This is a genomic window from Bacillus cereus group sp. BfR-BA-01330 (genome assembly GCF_022663885.1).
Taxonomy (GTDB): domain Bacteria; phylum Bacillota; class Bacilli; order Bacillales; family Bacillaceae_G; genus Bacillus_A; species Bacillus_A cereus.
The window spans coordinates 1-18,872 of the sequence record NZ_JAKUGK010000014.1 but is presented as its reverse complement, the minus strand read 5'-3'; the positions used below and the strand labels follow the sequence as shown (position 1 = coordinate 18,872).

The following is an 18,872-nucleotide window of genomic DNA, read 5'->3' as shown; positions in this document are numbered from 1 at the left end:
ACTATCAAACGTATTCAGGCTGCTTGCAAATGCTTTAACCCAATCTCTAACGCACCTGTTCCTCCAAAACCCTGATTAAATAAAAGTGGGACATCATACTTCTTTGCGTATTCTTTTGCTACATCAATAGACACATGACCACATGCACCTTTCTGCACTACAATAACATCACATTTTTTTATAACACTACGAAAGGTTTTCTTTACACCACCATGATTTTTTCCATCGTGAAAAATTACCTGACAATCTCTTTTTTTCGCTAACTTCTCTAATGTTCTACCATTTGAACCACCTAAAACTAGAATTGTACTCATTTCCATTCACTCTCCACATCTTTATTTTTTTTATATGTACTTGGTGATACTAATAATACAATTGTACAGATGACAATATTCAGGAATACCACTCCCACTATTAATACAATTGCGAAGACTGGTAACAATAGCATGAAAATAAAACCACTTACAAGCAAGCAGATGAATATAAATCCATTGCTCATGTCTTCATAACCATCTAATCCTGTTACAATATCTAAACTGTGCATCCAAACTGTAATACTATCCCAATTTGTGATCAACAGATATCCACTACCTACTAATAAAGCCCAACCAAATATTGTCCCTAAAAGTCCCGAGCCTCTTCCGGAAGAATATCCTGCAAAATAGTTTGCTGCTGTTCCGAATAGTAATCGCATTTTTTTACCTCCATGTCTAATTCATTTCACTAATATATACAAATTTCATTTAACCATAACTTTATTATATCAGAAAATTACGAATATTAAATAAATATTTTTAGGTACTCTTTATATTTTTTAATAAGGGTTGTGATTTTTATTCACAACCCTTATCTTTCAGTTAATCCACAGGTACTTCTTCTTGTCCATGTGGTATTTGTTCAATTGGTGTTACAATTTGCGCATACTGATTTACCTGAATTTTAAATTGTCGTGGTTCCAAGAAGTTTACCTGTTGTATTAAAACCTCTATATGAAATGTATCTACTTTTTTCCCACGGTCAATTTTGGTAATACGTGCATTGTAAAACTTATCTCCTTTTAGGAAATATCTTTGAACAGCTTCTGTAGCAAGCATACGCTCATTGTTTGTCATTTTCATTGGCTCAATACCAAATCCAGCCTTTGTAAATAAATACGGTACATCATAACTACTATTAGAAATTTTCAGTAGTAAATCCTCTACTGTTTTTGTTTTCGCAATATATTCTTCTTCTTTTGTATCAAATGCCTTTGGTTTATCTCCAAGTATCTCAATTTCATCTTGATTTACTTGTTCTTCCTCTTGCGCTTTTGATTTCAGCATATAATCATGAATGGTATTATAGGTGGCAACACCTGCCACTAGTACGATAATCCCTAATATGACCAAGTACTTACGAGGCATATTGGATATAATGTTGATTATTTTCTTCATTTACTCTCATCCCTTATCAGTCTATTACATTACGGATTTGCGTCATATGTTGTCCTCTTGCCGTATAGTTTAGACCTGTAATTTGTACACCCTTATTATCACCAATATGAATCATTTTCTGATTGCCTAAATAAATAGATACATGGTTAGGATTTTCATAGAAAATTAAATCTCCTGACTGTGCACGACCGATATCTGGCACCTGTTTTCCTTGTCCAATTTGAGCACCTGTCCAATCTCCTAGCTGGACACCTATACTGGTTTTAAAAACATATTGTGTAAATCCAGAACAATCTGCAGTACCTGCAGCTGGATTTCTAGCACCGGATACATAGCTCACTTTCCCTTGCCCAACCCATTTTTTTGCTTCTTCCAATACCTTTTGTCGTTTAGCATTTGCCATTGTAGGAGAACCACCAGATGATAGACCTGGATCATCATTTTTCTTAAAGAATTTCATTGGATCCGTTGGTTGGTCATTAATACGAATTTGGAAGTCTAAATGAACAGCGTATCCACTCATATTAAGGAACCCAGTATTTTTATCGTAGTTAGAACCGCCCATTTCTCCAATTATTTGTCCTTTTGTCACCATAGTTCCAGGTGCAACTGATATTTTACTCAAATGTAAGTAGCGAGATACAATACCGTTTCCATGGTCTACATAGACACCTAGACCACCACCGTTTACATTTCCTGTTTGGTTTGTTACAATACCCATTTCCATCGACCATACGGGGTCCCCGGCTTTTCCGGCGGTCATGGCCCCAATATCTACAGCATTATGTTGTTTTCCACCACGAACTGCATCAAATGTATCTGTAATACGACCACTTTTCGTTGGCCATTTCCAACCTTTATCAGAAATCCATTCGCCAGATGCATCTGCCACACATCCTAAATCTTTGTAATAATTCAAAACTTTGGAAACATACGTGTAATCCCCGTAGCACGCTCCAACTTTGGTTCTAAAATTATTTGGATCTTTGCACCCAGCTCTATTTTCATCCGCATGCTCCCTAGAAAACGCAATAGCTGTTTCTTCTGAATAACCACCCCTTGCTAATGCATAGCTAATGAATCCAGGACCATAATTATAACTCTGTAAGGCAAGTGCTATATCTCCATTTGCCTTTCCTAAAACATCTTTAAATTCTTGTACGCCTGCTTCAATAGAAATATTAGGGTCTTTAATACATCCTATACGAGCACTTCCTTTTAGGCCTACACAATATGAACTTAAGTTCCCATGACTCCCTTCCGCTGCTTGCATCGGGTCACTTCCCTCTCCTTGTGATTCCTGCATCATTTGGGCAGCCAAAATACCAACATATTGAGCAACACCATGTTTTTCTGCCATTTCTTTAATCTTAGGAAGATATCCTGTAACTTTTGCATTAAGGTTAACAGGCTCTCCGCCAGGACTCACATTACCTACACACATACCACCAATAAATCCACCAGTAGTAGGAGCAAGATGTCCATATAGCCCTTCTAACATTCCTGCTGCTAATATCTCATGAGCACGATTTTTTTGACTCTCACTAAATTTTGCAAGTTCCATCGCTTTCTCTAAACCGTGAGAAGATACTGTTACCTTTTTACTTCCGCTTGCATTAATTTCATCTATTTTTTTCTTAAAATCTGTATCTCCCAATATCTTTTTTACATCTGGTCCGGAATAACTTTCAGATTTGGTTTTTTGCATCTCCTTTTTCTTTTTTTCACAAGGACCATTCGGCCCTGCCTCGCATACCTCTTTTTCCGTATATTCTTCATATTGAATATCTAAGAAATATGATATAGCATCGTGCGGATCTTTTCCAGTCAAATCATTATCATACCGCGCCATGTCAAAAGCGACGACCTCTTTCCAGTCTACGTTTAGCGCCATTGAAATTTCCATATACTTTTTCACTTGTTCTTCTGTTTTACTTTCATCATCGGTAAATGGTACAAAAGATGCCAGAATAACACATACAGTAATAATAAGAGCCATAATGAGAGCAACAGGCAATCCTACTGCTCCCACGATAGCTCCGACAATTTTCACTATACCAGCTCTTAGCAGTTTGGCAGCAGCTTTCGCTGCCGCTCTTCCTGCTTTTCCTGCCATTTTTGCCATTTTCCCACTTGCCTGCATCCCCTTTTTCTTAATAAAGTGAGATGTCGCATCTTTTAAAGGGTTGCTTTTCTTCTGGTTATTTGGATCGTTAGGATTTTGACTCATAGACTTGTCACTCCATACTTTCCATTTTCATTATTTCTGCTTCTTCGCTGCGCTAAGCGTGGGTTTGGCGCAAATGGAATCAGGTTTTGTGGGTCATGTTCTGATAAATTCAAATGTGTCTCTGTACGTACAACTTCGTCCTGTGTATGAGTTACTAGGATTTCTTCTCTCGGTTTAATACTGCTATCTTGCACTTCACAAACTCTTTCAATCCTTTGGTTTGCTTGTAATCGCGTATCTCCTTTGCCGAACGGAGAAATACGTGACACTGTACCATCTGTTGTGGTAGCAACCATGTAACTACGATCTCTTTCTACCACCATTTGCACATTTTGGTATCCCCCTTGGTCTAAATCAGACATATAGAAGTGACCATTGTCTACCTTATGACTTACTGTAAGTGGCGGTTCACTAAATACTGGTTTCTGTTGTAAAGGTCTTTGATTTTGATTTCCTACTAATTGATTTGGATTAATATTAATAGAACGATTGATACTAATTTTCCCGCCACTAGAATCTTGAATATACGCTGGCGTTGCTTTCATACCATTACGATACTGTGTTAATTGACCGTCTGAAATATTTAAATCTTGATATACCACTTGTCCTGAACGAATGCTACTATCTCCACTACCATAACGAGATACAACTTGTGTCATTCCACTGGAATCTTTCGCTTCAATCCATGATTTATTATTTGTCGTAACAAGACGTACTGCACCTTGAGCAACTGATTGTCTTCCAGTAGCATCTGTTGTTGTTGGTACCATTCCCTGAATCTCTTGAATTTCTTTTGCTTCTGTTTGAACTGCTTTATTGTAAGGATTATGTTTACTTACCATACGTGCAGTAGCTTGGTAAGCACCTGCACCACCAATTACACCTGCTGCATAGCTTAATCCTTTTGTCGTATTGTAATGGCGTTCTGCCGCATTACCTCCTAACGAAGTATGAACGGCAGCTGCAGTTCCACTCATCACTCTTTGTACTACATTTCCACCAGCCTGCTGAACAGCACTAGACGCATTAAAGTATGCTTGTGATACATTTTCCATACCTTTTGTATGCACGAGATGTTTGGCACCTTCCATCATACTTACACCAACCATCTTACTTTGCTGTGTCATGCGTCCCACTGCTGAAGTTGGAATCGTCATTTTCCCAGCACTTTGCGAAATATTAGCTATACTAGCTGATGCATCTGCATACGAGCGTTCAATTTCAGAAACAGACAGATTTCCTACACGCGCCATGCTCGCTTGCGTTTGCGTAGCTGCAAACACAGCTTTGTTGATTCCACCACCTGTCGCAACACCGTGTGAACGAACACCTTGAATCGCACTAGTAATTCCAGAACCTACTTGTTGACTCACTGTTCCAAGACTAGCATGACTTTGTAAACCTTTCGTCAATTGCGAAGCAAAGGCATCTTTATTAATATACGATTGATTATGTAGACTCTTACCACTCGTATCTTTTGCCTGTATGGGCATCGCACCCGCTTGTACCGCTGCTTGCTGAGCGACTGCTTTAAATTCATTACCTTTATCATTTAAATGAGATTGCCAAGCTTCTACTTTTTGCGTTTGAGACATAGTTGGAGACAAGTTCTTCATAAAGTTTGCTTTGTTCTCTGCTGCATATCCTTGTTTAAAGGATTCTGTAGATGCTTGTACTAAATTCCCGACATTACTTACACCTTTTTGTTTCTGGTTTCCATATCCATTTGCTAAACTATGTGTTTTCACACCATTTACCGCTTTTTGAATGCCCGATACACTTGATACGCCCATTGCATTTATATTTGGATTACTTTGTAATTGTTGCGATAACTGAGAAGCAAAAGCTTCCTTATTAGCATAGCTAGTCCCATCTTTTTGTTGCACAATCCCTGCTTGTTCTGCAGCTTTCTGTGCATAATTTTTAAATCCTTGCACTTTTTGACTCAAGTGTTTGTTCCATGCAGCCTCTTTTTCTTGTTGTGGTACATCTGCAGGTAATTGCTTCATGAATCCAGCCTTATGATTTGCTGTATATGCCTTTTTAAATGCAGCAGTGGACGCACCCACAAGTGAGTCTACTTGTCCCATATTTTGATGGCCACTCTCTAGTGTTTCTCCTTTTACTCCTTCAACTGCTTTCCCAACTTTTCCAAGTGCAAGTTGAGAAGCAAAGGCATCTTTATTTACATAGGACTTATCAAACAGGTTGTTGCCTTGCTTATCTTTCGCATCAACTGACATTGCTCCAGCCTTTGTTGCCGCTTGTTCTGCATGATTTCTAAATCCTTGAACTTTTGAGTTTAAATGGTCATTCCATTTTTTCTCTTTCTCTTCCGCTGACATGTTTTCTGGTAATTGACTCATAAACGCATCTTTATGGTCTGCCTCATATCCTTTTTGGAATGCGTTAGTTGCAGCGTTAACTAAATCTCTAGCGTTTCCATATGGTGTAGCATTTTTCTTCATATTTTGTAAATCTTGTTTTCGCTGATTTTTGAAATGAGACATTTGATCACTATTTGTTTTTGCTACTTTTTTTGCAATTTCTGCATCGGATGCACCAGGGAATGCTTGTTTTAAACGACTCGCAACTGCAGAATCAGGATTATCCGCTTTCCAATTTTCAAAATCTTTCGTAGCTAAGTCTTGTGCAATATCTTCATCTGTTAACTCTGGGTATTGTTCTCCATTTAACCCTTTATACGTATCTAGACCTTTCTTCACACTAGAACCAATATGCTTCCCAGCACTAGTAACTCCTTCAAGTCCAGCTGCCAATGTTCTTCCTGTTACAGCACCAGGAACTCCACCTGCTTTACTTCCAGCAAATGTTCCTACTGCCATTCCTTCTGGTCCAAGTCCTGCGCCCACTGCTAATCCTGCGAGTCCACCCGTTGCTTTTCCAACCATGCTTCCAATTTGACCTGCTTTTAACATACGAGCTGCACGAGATGTTGTACCTATATCTGTTCCTAAATTGGCTCCCAACGCATTTTTAGGATTATCAGCATCTTCTTTTTTATCTTCCTCGCCTTCTTTTCTAGCTTTTGTCTTCTCTTTATTACTACGATGGTCATCACGTATTCCTTTAATGATGCCCGCCATACTTGCTAAGGCACCCATTCCAAGTATCGTACCTGCTCTATTTACTGCTCCCACCGTATTTGTACTTAAACCAATGAATCCTTTTACAATTTCGCCTATAGGAATAAACATAGCAAATAAGATTAATTTAATAATCGTATTATCTGATTTGCCTACTAGTACAAAAATCAACCATATAGTAATCGCATGGATACCTTGGATAAGTACTGTACCAACAAATTCACGCATCCAATATAGAGTTTGTTGTTTCTTTTGAGGAAATAACCACATACCAACCATAATCGGCCCCATTAACATCAAAATATAAAGGGATACCGCTCGCATTAAATAGAAGAAGTTTGCCCAAAGTGACAATCCAACTTCAATCAACATCGCAAAAATTTGAAATAAATAATCATCCTTATTTTTATCCATAGACAATTGGGCAATTGTCTGACCTGGTTTAAAAACATCTAGCGATTGTTCTCCTATTGCTCTTTTAAACTCCGATGCTACCCAAGTATTCATATCAAATATAATGTTATAGAAGAAATCTAAATGCCATATACAAATAGAAACGATCATTAAATCCTTCGCATATTCAATGATATATGTTCGATTTGTTGGATTAATGGCAGCAGCTGAATACTTTGCGCCAGCAATTACAGCACTGACTAAGACTAAAAAGGCTGCAAATTTAAACATGACTGGTAATCCCGTATTTAAAACATTCCCAGCTGTGTCATCTTTAAATAAAAAATTTAATTTTGCACTATCCCCACCAAAAATTAAATCGGGGATAGTATCAATTAATTTATAGATTGGAGAAAGAAAGGTCTTGACCATAGAAACAATTAAGCCACCAACCCATCCTATTATCTTATCAAGCATAATTTCACCTTCCTTTTCAAGGGTACGCTATTATCCTGCGTACCCTTGTACTTTCTTCATATTATTTAAAAGCTCTTGTAATACCGCTTCATTTGATTCAATGAACATCATTTCTTTATCTGATGGATCTGTTTGAATCCAAACCGAACTATCTCCTATGCGAAAAATCCCTTCACCTTTCCCTGGATTGTTGAGAATAATGTCAAGTTCTCCAGCAGTTAAGTTAAAGTTCTCTTGGATCTTTTTCTTATCAATCTTATTTTGCTCTAAGAAGAAATAAGAGAATGTAGATTGCAAGATACCACGTGCTTTCACATTTTCTAAAATACGAACAAAATCCTGACTTGCCCAACACATACCGGCATTTCTTTTACGTGAACGACGTGCTACTTTTTCTAAGAAATTAACAGTTTGTTCATAGTCGATAAACTGCCACATCTCATCCACATATAACACTTTTCGTTTGATAGCATGTTCTGGACTCTTAATCCAATGCTCCCAAATATAGTTCAGGATAACGTGGAAGGCGATTGGCTTTAAGAAACCCTCTTCTAAATGACTAATATTAAAGTTAACAACTCGTGATTCATTTAACTGTGTTTCTACACCGCGTCCAAAATTACTTTGTCCATCAAATAATGGTTTTGAACCATCACGTAAGAACGGACGAATCGCAGCAATTAACTCTTCTGCTTTCACATCGTCTCCATGGTTTTCCACTATCACATCATAAATTTCTTTTAACTCTGGCTCTGGCTTTCTCACTTGAGACTGAATTAATTGTCCGTCTATCTTCTTCACTTCATCCGTATATAGAGATGAAGGGTGAGAAGTAATACCATGTTTACTGAATACTTCACGAATCGCATCTTCTAACATTGTGCGCTGGAATACATTTAATCCTGGTTGATCAAAATCTTGTCCGCGAATAATAATGTCAAAGAATCCTAGTATTTCATTGATTTTCTCTAAAATAGGTACAAATCTTACATACTTCACGCCATCACGCTCTACGAGTTCTTTCTTGTCATATTGCTCAAGCGCTTCTAGCTCTTCATCTTTATCCGTAATCTGAAGTTCTGTTACTGCAATTGCACAAGGGTTAATAATGATATTACTTTCAGGTGAAATATTTAAGTTAATACCACCTAATCGTTTGGTGATTTTTACGAACTCTCCCTCTGGATCTATGATCATCGCATGTGTATCTGCAAGTGATGTTTCACGAGCTAGCTTCATTTTTAAGAGTAAACTTTTACCGGAACCTGAAATCCCTGTCACACCAATGTTATAGTTTGGTGGACGATAATCTGCGTTACCAAATGAATTTAAAAATTCTACTTGGCCAGTAATTTTGTTCTTTCCTATTGGTATACCACCGTTAAATCTTCCGGAACCTGATACAAAGGGAGCAAATGTACATAGAGCACGTCTATCAATATTTCGATATGTATCTTGCAGAGTATTTGGTGCACCTAGTGGCATAACCGCTTTCAAGCCACTCTTCACACGATTCCAAGTACTCGCTATTTTAAAGTGAGATGCTTGCATTTCATCTTCGATATACTCACATAAAACATCTAATTCTTTCTTTGAGTCAGCATACGCAACCGCCATGGTACTTACCATATAGGAGTCATTCTCATTAAATTGAATTTCATCCATTAAATTGTTTGTATCCTGAATTTTTGCATCTAAATCTTTTTCCTGGTCGATATTTCCACGTGTACGTTGGAAAGAAAGGTTCGAACGTAACATCGTCAGCTGCATATCTAACGATCGCATCGCTTTTGCTTTTGGCTCTTTATGAATATCAATCATGACATCAACCTCTCCAGCTGAAGTTAACATGTTCAGCCAATTGGTCTGCATCATACGAGGGTATCCATCACGTGGAATATAAAATGGACGAAAGAAAGTATTACTTCCCAAAGACTGCTTAATTACCCCATAGTCTTCTGAATCAATTTTCATTCCTTCTGGGGCAATGACATCAAACACAGTTGTTTGATTGTCTAATTGAGGCGGAACTTCTTCTTGTTCGTACCCTTCCTCCTCTAGTTCCAATTCGTCATTCTTTTCAGCTTCTAACTTCTTTTTTTCTTTTTTCTTCTTTCCAAACAATTTCATACTTATGCCACCCCATTATTTGATTTTTCAGCTTTTTCTTCCGCTAGAACTTTCTTCATTAACTCTAGTTTTCTCTCATTTGTGTCACCTGTTGAATACAGAGAGAAGTTCTCATTTTCAATTAAATCTTGGAAACGTGCTTTCACCGCTTTACGACGGTTAAACGCTACGTATAAGAGTTCTATTAATTTATCTTTCGTTAACATTTCTACACTAATTTTTGCTTTCGATAGTAGATTTCGGGAAGCATTATAGCGACGATATAATTCGTTAAACGCTTTATCTACAATCTTTTCTTCCAATTCTTCCTCTGTATCAGCTGTAATCGTACTAATATCCACTTTGTATGGATAAATTAAATATCGCTTTTGTTCATATCGAGGCTGTGAACGTTGCCAGTACTCTAAGTTGTCGATAACTTCTTGCCCATAAAGTACTGTCTCTGGTGTAAGGTCCTTCGCACCTTTCATTGTTTCTGTCATTTTTCGTACAGGATCTGTTAAATCTACAAACTTACTTTGGATATATACCTTCGTATTAAACTCTAATGTGGTTAACCATGATTCAATTTTGATATCAATCGCTTCTTGTTCCGCATTAGAAAGCAGGTAATAGTTTACTGGGTGTGCCTCAGCAATTAGGACAAACGTATCATCATGATAACGAATCATATGATTTTCAACTTCCTTAATGTCTTCTACAAAAGCACTAAAGAAATCCACATTATCCTCATCAATTTCCTCTGTAGCAGGCGTATTCTTTTTATTTTTCTTTCCATTTTTTTCAGCAGTACGTTTCTCTAACCCGCCCTGGCTTTTCCCCTTTTTCTTAGAACCAAACATCGGTTTTCCATTCATTTTCCGATAAAAGAAAAACCCTACAATGGCTACCACCGCAAAATATATCATTTCTAACATCTATAAATTCTCCTTTACCCATGTAATTGGCTCGTATCCTTTTCTCCACTTACCTTTTTCAGAACGGCTACGCATTTTGATAAGTAAATATTTATCTAAATACATGTGTTGTTTTTCTTTATAAATAAAGGCAAACGTTATTACAACTACAACTGTTGGTATTGCTAAAATTAAGCAAATAAAAAATGCTACCGCCGCATTAAAAGGTGCAAATAGCCGCCATAAGAATGGTACATATAAATAAAGGGATGCTCCGCCACCCAATAGATAAATCAATTGGCGTTTGCTCAGCACACCTAATAGTGTTTTTTGTTCCGAAGTCATATCAACAGGAACGGTTACTTTTCTCATTTTGTTTCCTCCCTTATATAAGAGAAGCTCTCCCCAAATAGAGGAGAGCTTTTACAAACTCTTATGTTAAATTTTTGTAACCCAAGAAGCGATGTCGTATGCTTTGATCATGACAAAGCCTCCAATTGCCGCACAAGCTAAACCAATCATGGCTTGTGTACGGTTTTCAGGGTTTTTACCTTGTGCACCAGATAGTTTAATAGCCGCAAATACAACGCAAGCTGCTACCCAAATTCCCCCAAAACCTATTAGTGTTGTTACAAGGGTATTCATGCTTTTTTGTACAGTGTTAGCATCTGCCCCACTGGTGTGCCCTTGAATACTCTTCGAAAAACTATTTTTTGCTAGTAGAAAATCTCCTACCGATGTTGTCATAAGTTTTGCAGACAACCAATTCAACATAATTCCTGCACCTCCGGGTGTTTTTGATCGCAAAACGCAAAAAGACCCCAATACACGCACACGTCCCCTAAGGACATGGCGCATATTGAGGTCTTCTCTTATATGCGAACTGATTAATTTTTTTATTTTATTGTAAAATCTTATTACGTTTATATTATAGCAATACGATTTTAAAAAAACAAGACTTATTTACACCTAAAAAATAAAATTGGACTTTTCGTGTTCCATTTTACTTCATTTCTTTTTATCCTCTTTGTTTGGATCGTACCATACCATTTGAATTTGAAAAATATCACTGTCTTTAAGGCCCAAAGCTAATTTATCAATACCTAAAACACAAAAAGTCATAAAAATAAAGTGTGATACATATTAGTCATGTGTAATATGTATCACACTTGTAATTCTTGTTCAACAATCGCGCCCGTTTGTTTAAGTGTAATTGTTCACAAAGCATTAAAGGAATACTTTGTCCGTTGTTGAAGAAAGAAAACGCCTCTGTCATTTTTCTTCAGGGGAATAGCCATATGTATTCTTCCGTTCATCATGACGGGTAATTGAGAATCCATTGATAGTCTAAAAAGTTTCTAGCAGTAATAAAGTCCCCTTCTAAAAGACTATGTAGCAATAGACTATTCATATGTCCAGATTTAAACACGTAGTACATTTATGCGTTTCTATACTTTACAGGCGAAATGCAAGTCAAGCGAATCGGAAATGAATTGAGCCTTGGTGTGTTTTTGCTAAAATTTATAATTGATATGCGGCTTCCAATGTTTTATGCTAATTATGCTCTTTATTGCAAATATTTCACATAAAAGGACGGGTCAACTTGAGAAAATCCAAAAAGCTAATCATTGCCGGAGTTGTAGCAGCAGTACTATTGCCCTTGGTTTATCTTCAATTAGAGACAGGAGCTGTAACAAAGAAAGTAAGCAATGTCATCTATGACAGCAAATATGGTAAGTGCGGGTTTCTTGACAAGGAATGGGACCAGTTAGAAGAAGCTGGGATCACAAGCGCCAGCATAGATGAAATGGTTGCAAATGCTTCGAGTCCTGGGGTTGTGTGTGACGACCTGGAAGACATGCTGTATGGCATTCAGAATCCAAAGTTAACGGAAGAAGAGGAAGCCGCTAAAGAAAAAAAATCTGCTAAGTTGGAGGAGGCAGCAAACCAGGCGATTGAGGAAGACAATAGTAGAATCCAAAAAGCAAGAACCTTCATAGATACTGGCCTTAAAGCCATGATTGACCCCGTGTTAGTCGATGATTTCAATATGAAGTATAGGGTTGAGGCGGATGAACATTATGCAGGGAATATTAATGTGTTTGTAGATGCCGAGCAAGAAAGCAAGCAGGGAAAAAAATTGCGAAAAGCCTTTATTCAGAAATTTGGTGACGGAGATGTGGATGCCAATTATCAAATTTTGATTTTAACTGAAGACGAAAGTGTTATTGCAAGGGTTTCATTACCTGAATTATAAAAGGAAGGGGCAGTCTGTTGCCCTTTCTTTTTGTTATTGTCTTTTTAATTGAATCTAAACTAACCTGCCCCGTTTGCTGAACAATTAGGACTTTTCGACTATGCTTCAGTAGAGGTAGTCATAGAAGTTTGCTATAACGGTAATTGTATGGTTAATTGTTTTTTCAGTTCGCTTTGCTTTCTTTTGTTGAAGAGGAGTGACATTTGAACTCTGATAGGGGCTCCTTAACCACCCTACAAAGTCAACTAAATCTTCTAATCTAATAAACTTGTAATCTTTATTTGTTTCTTCTAAGTAGGTATAAAAATGTTTTAAGGAATAACAATATGTTTTTTGAGTATTAGGTCTTTTTCCCGTTTTATCTAAATACTTTATATATTTCATAACTGGCATTACAGGGAATCCTTCTTAATCCAGTAATATATATCTTTTGTTGTTATTCTCTATAAGAACCTCTTGTACCCTCATAACACTTCACCCCTAAAAAATATTAATGCTTGGTCCAAAGACCTCACTACGCCTCCCTCTATTGGATGCGTCCTCCATCTAAAGGATACATATTGGACTATATTTTCAATATCTGTATAACTAATCTAATGTGTATAAGAAAAGAGGATATATGCTCATATATTGAACATAATATCCTCTTCTTAGTTTAGTCTACTTAAACATTCATTTCTTCTTTCAATGAGCGCCATGGTTCTATTTTTATCGATTTTGTACTTTTGTCTCTAAGCGTATACACATGTACATAATATGCTTCTTTTTTCTTTTGCATAATACAAATCAACTCCCCCTACATTCTTTATATTTTTTTAATAACAGAATAATTAAGTATGTAAAAATTACACACTTCATATAGTATCCCCTCTTATCACTTTCATATCTATTCCCCCTTCTTTCACATCTATTCACTTAATTTCATTAAATCAAAAAAACAGGTAATCGTCTGTAATCACAATTACCTGTTTTTTATCATTTATATCTACTTTTTATTTCTTAAAATCTTATTAACCTCTTCAACACTTAATTCAGCAGCCTCTGCAACCTTCTCTATAGGTACACCTACTTTAATCATGTTTTGAATTAGCTGTATTTTTGCTTCTTTTGCAGCTTTTTCTTCTGCCGTTTCTATTTCAGATATTCTATCTTTTATTTCTTTTTCTCTAGCCCAATATAAGCGTAAAAATTCCTTATCGCTACTTAAACGCTCCCAATCCTCTATCGCTTTTTTCAAAACTGGATCTTTTTCCATTGCTATCGCCTCCAGGATTGTTGTTAATCTCTCATCCTCATGCGCAGGAAATAATAATAACCAACGCGCTAAAGAATCTTCCCACGGATCCATTCGTTCTCCTTGCCATTCTTGAATCACTTTTGGAATTTCAAGAAAATGCAACTGCATATTTTCGGTAATGATGCGCTTAGATTTTATATTCATCACTGTATTAACATTATGAAACTCTTTCTCTTCTGGAAACAAAATGAAATCTACTATATTAATACAAATGGTTGGTCTTAATTCCGTGTATTTCATCCCTTGAGTCATTTGGGAATAATACATGCCTGACCAATAGAACAAAGAGCGCTCTATCATATCTTTTTTGTCTCGAACTTGAATCTCTATATTAATTTTTATACCACTATTTAACGTAGCTCGCAAATCTAAAATAGATAGTTTATCATCCTTCTGCTCTCTGGGAAGATGCGGATCATCTAAGTGCAAAGATGTAATTTCTTCATTAATAGATGATTGTAGTACTGCGTTAAGAAGCCCAATTAATATATCTTCATTTCCCTCTACTCCAAATAAACGCTTAAAAGCATAATCAACTCGTAAATTTACTAGACCCTTTTTTGCATATACACTCATGTTCTCCCTCTACCTTTCTTGTTTTAAAATTGTATTTAAGAGCATAAAAAAAAGATAGAATTACAATTCTACCTTTTTCTCCTCTATTCATCTCACCAAATATAGCTACTAGTTACTTACTATATAAGAAATATCCTCTTCACACATATTTGTCGCATTTGCAATTATCGTGATAGAAACTCCCTCATTATAAAATCGTTGAATGAGTTCCATTCTTTCTTGTTCCCTCGCTTTTTTATCTACGTCCATTAATTGTTGCATAATATCCATATACTTAATACACACCTTTCTTTTATATAAAATCCCCTCGCTAAAATGTTACGATTTATTATATTGTGCGGAAAACTGGTTTGAAAGAAGCTTGCATCGCATCATCCAAACCTTTCCCTTGAGCTGGGTTCCATGCTGCAATAATCACGTTATAGCCCTCTTTCTTTAACTCTGTTGCAAAAGCAATTAAGGCAGCTCTTACTTTTTCATTCTCTACTAAGTCAGCATCAAATGCTAAATATACATTTTCTACGCCCATATCTTTTAATACTGGCATGACGATTCTCCATGCATTTACACCTGGAATCGCAAGAACTGTCGTCCCTACTTTAGCTATTTCTTCTTTATTTAGTCTTTTAGGAAGTAAATCGGCAATCAAATCCGCCTTCATCGGCCCTTCTGTAATCATTACTGATTTTGTTTTGTGCAGTGTACCAGACTTCCAATGTTTCAAATGTGAGCTTGGTACCGCTACATGTACAGGTAGTGGATTTTCACTTCCTCCCGCACCGGTTCCTTCATTTTTGTTTGCTGAAGAGATCCATAAGTATTTTTGACCTTTATGTATCTTTACAACAACTTTTTCCCCACCGATTAATAACTCTTTATTTTTCCCTATTTCTAATTTTCCTTCATAGATACAATCACCGTTTTTTGTTATTTTCACAACATTAGGCTGTTGTACTAGTTCGGCTTGTATACCTGTAGGTCCAGATTTCACATGAACAGAGTTCTTTACTTCATCTACACGTACTTGCCAACCAACAATTTGATTATATTGGTTTCGGAACGGAATCATAATTCCTGGAAAACCTGCCATTAAACGAAGAGAAAGTTGTCCTTTCTTCATTTCATAAAAGCCAGGTATTCCCTTCCAACAATCTTTTTTGCCAATTTGTTTAAATAACTTTTCCCAAATAGTTGTGTATGTATTATCATCTTCCAACACAATTTGTTGTTTTAAAAAAGAACGATATTGACGTATCTGTACTTCTTCTTCAGTCATTTTTCTATCTTGCAGTAAATGTATATGGTGCTTCTCCTCTAACGGTAAAAATCCGATTAAATTACGATTAAATACATCTAATTCTTCGTTACTACGCTTACTATGTCCTTTTACCACATCTACATCTGGTAATTGGTATTGCTTCTTACCATTTAGATAATGGATATAACTTGGATTACTTGAATTTTTACCGTATACCCACTTACTTTCCACACGGGTACATGCTACTTTCTCCTGTGAAACATGCAGCATACAGTTTCCAATACCATTACAGATTGGGCATGGAACACGATAAAATTCCCACCAACTTCCTCTCGGATGTGCAGTTGTTAAACGAAATTGTCCTTTTTGTATGTTATAATTCATCATTTCCCACTCCTTGTATACTATTTATTATATATGGAACAGCTACTTCCATTAAACTCTTTATACCTCTATTTAGATATTCCCTTTGTTCTCCTAACGGATATACAAAAGAATATGTATCACAAACTAAATAATCGTTTCTATGTTCTTGATCTAGCAAAGCGGATTCTACATATGCTTCAAATGCTCTAGCAAACATCTCATGATTTGTAGACCAATACTTTTTGGTTCTCTTCTTATCTAACTTAATGGCTGTATCAAAGTATACAGACCCTTTCACTAGATAGGATATTTCAACAAGTTTTTCGCCTGTTTTTTTATAATGATATGCAGCTAACATTTGTGCGGTTTTCTCGAATTCTTTTTCAATTTTACGCTCCATACGCGTTTTTGTAGCTCCTGATAAAGTATCAAGCTTCCTAAACAAACTAGCATGATGTGATTCTAAAATGTTTGAAAGATTTCCTTTAAACACATCATAACTATCGATAACACTACCATAGAAATACCACTTTCTACTGTAGGCATTTTCCACGTTGATTACTCTGGCTACTTTTCCTTGTTTACAAGCATCTAACACAGCTTGCATCTTTTCCTTTATAATAGCAGGCAAGATATTCCCAATACTCTTCCCGCTTGATAAGAAAGCAAGACTACCATTTTGAAAATCATGACTACAATCATATAAGAAATGATCCAATGCATGTCCCCATTCATGACACAATGCCCCGACTCCATTATCACGAGTTAAATTAATGACTTTGGTAGAAGGTTCATAATGTGCTAATGCATTGCCGCTTCCTCTTGCACCAATCGCAAGTCCTAAGCGTCCTCCTAACCCTATATACTCAGGTGGAATTCCCAATATACGAGCTAAATCATGCAATGCTTCAGATACATGCCCAATATGCTCTTTTGCATATTGTTCTGTGCAATAATGACCGAATTGCATCCCCTTCAACCCAAACATAGCAACTACGTCTTCAGGTTTAGTAGCAATTTCTACTTCTGGTCCTTTTCTTTGCAAAGTATCTGGCAGTTTCCTACTCCAAGCAGCTGCGGATTTCTTACGAGTCGTAACCTTTTTCGTAAGTAAACCATTCCATGTTAGTTCATGTGATACACGAAGATACGTAGAATTAATACTTTTTGAATTTGTGCAAAGTGATATGAATTTCTTTCCTAATATTAATAACTCCATACCAAGTGCTTCAATAAACTCATCAAAATATTCCTCTACCATTCTTTTAAATGTGAATGTTACATTCTTATTTTTTCTAAATGCAGACCAACCATTGTTCATTTCCATTCCATAAGAGACCACAAGATCTACCCATTGTTCTGAGGTATGTACCGACTGTATATCATGCCATATTCTTCTACATGCTTGAACATATAGTTTCCTTGCAGTCGGTGTATCTACAATTGGCTTCTTATTAATTCTGCCCACTAGCAACTGCTTTAACTTTGCAACACGTGGCGGGACATCATTTTCTTTTTCATGTTCAAAAGAGAATGGAATCAATGTGTTTCGGTCCAATACATTTAGCGCCTCTACTGGAGATTCTTTTTCAATTTCAGCTAAAATTTCTAAAGAAAATGATACTAAAAATGATTCTTTTAAAGCTCGTATCTCTTTCTTTGCTCCCACTAATTTCTCACCTACATCATAACTGTATCGATTACGAACTTGTTTATCTGTTCTCACATCTTGTACCATTATGTCTTCTCCTACCTCTAAACCAAAAAGTTCAAATAAATTCATACTAAAATCCTCCCGAATAAAATAAAAGACAGAAATTCATAGTCATTTTGCACTACGGATTTCTGTCTTTCCCTCTGTCTGTACACTTCCATATAGTTATGTAAATTACTCATTACGAAACACTCACACCTGTTAAAGAGAATAGATCCTCTTTTGTCGGATTTAGTGCTTGTAACCAGCTATCTACCTCTAAGAAGTTTACTTTTTTTAATTGTTCACCTTTTTCCGCACGCTTAACCACCTCTAAACCTCCATGGTGATGCACAATCATTACAAGATCATCTTTCTTGAAAATACAATCTACATCTGCAGAGTTTATGTGGTGGTTACGTAGAATTGGTTTCCATTTCTTAATTGAATAACCTTCTACATCTAAAAAACCACGGATAGCAGTAAAGCGAAAACTCGTCCCTCTAAAACATCTTTCCATTGAACTACCCCCACTTTCACTTCGTTTAGAAGTGAGGGATTCCTAAGTAAAGAGTTCTAACGAACTCTAATTGATTAGGCTAACCCCGCAGTCCTTGCGGTTAGAAGCCTTATCGCTTCATTCTTTAGATTGATACTTGCGTTAATATCCCTATCATGGTGTGTACAACAAGAAGGACAGTCCCATTCACGTAGGTTTAGATTTTTAACGTCTTTATTTTGATATCCACAACAAGAACA

15 protein-coding genes and 2 pseudogenes are annotated in these 18,872 nt (G+C 36.5%); 1 reads left to right on the top strand and 16 read right to left on the bottom strand.

Features of this window, described 5'->3' with window-relative positions; all coding sequences use genetic code 11:
• Nucleotides 1-14 precede the first annotated feature (14 nt).
• The 9 genes from MR112_RS27190 to MR112_RS27150 form a co-directional block, all read right to left on the bottom strand.
• Nucleotides 15-320 carry a DUF2325 domain-containing protein gene (locus MR112_RS27190; protein ID WP_000426064.1) on the bottom strand — a complete coding sequence of 102 codons (306 nt, stop codon included), beginning with the start codon at nt 318-320 and terminating at the stop codon, nt 15-17.
• The gene (locus MR112_RS27185; RefSeq protein ID WP_001237722.1) at nt 311-694 is read right to left on the bottom strand and encodes a hypothetical protein; all 384 of its coding nucleotides are present in this window, start codon (nt 692-694) and stop codon (nt 311-313) included. The genes MR112_RS27190 and MR112_RS27185 overlap by 10 nt, the downstream gene beginning before the upstream one ends.
• A gap of 163 nt (nt 695-857) precedes the next feature.
• Nucleotides 858-1,433, bottom strand: a complete 576-nt coding sequence (locus MR112_RS27180) for a hypothetical protein (RefSeq protein WP_242245787.1) — start codon at nt 1,431-1,433, stop codon at nt 858-860.
• Between the two features lie 16 nt (nt 1,434-1,449).
• Entirely contained in the window at nt 1,450-3,663 is a 2,214-nt protein-coding gene (locus MR112_RS27175) for a lysozyme family protein (RefSeq protein WP_242245785.1), read from the bottom strand.
• Entirely contained in the window at nt 3,660-7,640 is a 3,981-nt protein-coding gene (locus MR112_RS27170; protein ID WP_242245783.1) for a type IV secretion system protein, read from the bottom strand. The genes MR112_RS27175 and MR112_RS27170 overlap by 4 nt, the downstream gene beginning before the upstream one ends.
• A 30-nt stretch (nt 7,641-7,670) precedes the next feature.
• The gene (locus MR112_RS27165) at nt 7,671-9,770 is read right to left on the bottom strand and encodes a VirB4 family type IV secretion system protein (protein WP_242245771.1); all 2,100 of its coding nucleotides are present in this window, start codon (nt 9,768-9,770) and stop codon (nt 7,671-7,673) included.
• Nucleotides 9,771-9,772: 2 nt separating this feature from the next.
• On the bottom strand, nt 9,773-10,687 hold the full coding sequence (locus MR112_RS27160; RefSeq protein ID WP_242245762.1) for a hypothetical protein: 915 nt from the start codon (nt 10,685-10,687) through the stop codon (nt 9,773-9,775).
• Nucleotides 10,688-11,038 (bottom strand): PrgI family protein, encoded by a 351-nt coding sequence (locus tag MR112_RS27155; RefSeq protein WP_001233525.1) that lies wholly within the window; start codon nt 11,036-11,038, stop codon nt 10,688-10,690.
• A 66-nt stretch (nt 11,039-11,104) separates the two neighbouring features.
• Entirely contained in the window at nt 11,105-11,524 is a 420-nt protein-coding gene (locus MR112_RS27150) for a hypothetical protein (RefSeq protein ID WP_044797361.1), read from the bottom strand.
• A gap of 745 nt (nt 11,525-12,269) precedes the next feature.
• Here MR112_RS27150 and MR112_RS27145 point away from each other — a divergent pair.
• Complete coding sequence (locus MR112_RS27145) at nt 12,270-12,923, top strand: hypothetical protein (RefSeq protein WP_242245760.1); 654 nt, start codon at nt 12,270-12,272, stop codon at nt 12,921-12,923.
• A 108-nt stretch (nt 12,924-13,031) separates the two neighbouring features.
• Here the strand turns inward: MR112_RS27145 and MR112_RS27140 are convergent.
• The 7 genes and pseudogenes from MR112_RS27140 to MR112_RS27110 all read right to left on the bottom strand — a co-directional run.
• A pseudogene (locus tag MR112_RS27140) lies at nt 13,032-13,316 on the bottom strand (site-specific integrase); the annotation flags it as partial.
• A 592-nt stretch (nt 13,317-13,908) separates the two neighbouring features.
• Entirely contained in the window at nt 13,909-14,796 is an 888-nt protein-coding gene (locus MR112_RS27135) for an Rpn family recombination-promoting nuclease/putative transposase (protein ID WP_242245758.1), read from the bottom strand.
• 108 nt (nt 14,797-14,904) lie between these two features.
• A complete protein-coding gene (locus MR112_RS27130) occupies nt 14,905-15,066 on the bottom strand; it encodes a hypothetical protein (RefSeq protein ID WP_000353862.1) in 162 nt (53 codons plus the stop codon).
• A gap of 58 nt (nt 15,067-15,124) precedes the next feature.
• Nucleotides 15,125-16,438: a DUF3854 domain-containing protein gene (locus tag MR112_RS27125; protein ID WP_242245757.1), complete on the bottom strand. Its 1,314-nt coding sequence runs from the start codon at nt 16,436-16,438 to the stop codon at nt 15,125-15,127.
• Nucleotides 16,428-18,203, bottom strand: coding sequence for an LPD1 domain-containing protein (locus MR112_RS27120; RefSeq protein WP_242245756.1), 1,776 nt, complete (start codon nt 18,201-18,203; stop codon nt 16,428-16,430). Before MR112_RS27120 ends, MR112_RS27125 begins: the two co-directional genes overlap by 11 nt.
• Nucleotides 18,204-18,315: 112 nt before the next feature.
• Nucleotides 18,316-18,633, bottom strand: a pseudogene (locus tag MR112_RS27115) (hypothetical protein); the annotation flags it as partial.
• A 74-nt stretch (nt 18,634-18,707) separates the two neighbouring features.
• A partial coding sequence (locus MR112_RS27110) for a transposase (RefSeq protein ID WP_242245857.1) occupies nt 18,708-18,872 on the bottom strand: 165 nt, incomplete at its 5' end.

Bases quoted from the DNA above. Each gene is read 5' to 3' on its own strand.
- MR112_RS27190 (WP_000426064.1), bottom strand. From the start codon at position 320: ATGGAAATGAGTACAATTCTAGTTTTAGGTGGTTCAAATGGTAGAACA.
- MR112_RS27185 (WP_001237722.1), bottom strand. From the start codon at position 694: ATGCGATTACTATTCGGAACAGCAGCAAACTATTTTGCAGGATATTCT.
- MR112_RS27180 (WP_242245787.1), bottom strand. From the start codon at position 1,433: ATGAAGAAAATAATCAACATTATATCCAATATGCCTCGTAAGTACTTG.
- MR112_RS27175 (WP_242245785.1), bottom strand. From the start codon at position 3,663: ATGAGTCAAAATCCTAACGATCCAAATAACCAGAAGAAAAGCAACCCT.
- MR112_RS27170 (WP_242245783.1), bottom strand. From the start codon at position 7,640: ATGCTTGATAAGATAATAGGATGGGTTGGTGGCTTAATTGTTTCTATG.
- MR112_RS27165 (WP_242245771.1), bottom strand. From the start codon at position 9,770: ATGAAATTGTTTGGAAAGAAGAAAAAAGAAAAAAAGAAGTTAGAAGCT.
- MR112_RS27160 (WP_242245762.1), bottom strand. From the start codon at position 10,687: ATGTTAGAAATGATATATTTTGCGGTGGTAGCCATTGTAGGGTTTTTC.
- MR112_RS27155 (WP_001233525.1), bottom strand. From the start codon at position 11,038: ATGAGAAAAGTAACCGTTCCTGTTGATATGACTTCGGAACAAAAAACA.
- MR112_RS27150 (WP_044797361.1), bottom strand. From the start codon at position 11,524: ATGCGCCATGTCCTTAGGGGACGTGTGCGTGTATTGGGGTCTTTTTGC.
- MR112_RS27135 (WP_242245758.1), bottom strand. From the start codon at position 14,796: ATGAGTGTATATGCAAAAAAGGGTCTAGTAAATTTACGAGTTGATTAT.
- MR112_RS27130 (WP_000353862.1), bottom strand. From the start codon at position 15,066: ATGGATATTATGCAACAATTAATGGACGTAGATAAAAAAGCGAGGGAA.
- MR112_RS27125 (WP_242245757.1), bottom strand. From the start codon at position 16,438: ATGAATTATAACATACAAAAAGGACAATTTCGTTTAACAACTGCACAT.
- MR112_RS27120 (WP_242245756.1), bottom strand. From the start codon at position 18,203: ATGAATTTATTTGAACTTTTTGGTTTAGAGGTAGGAGAAGACATAATG.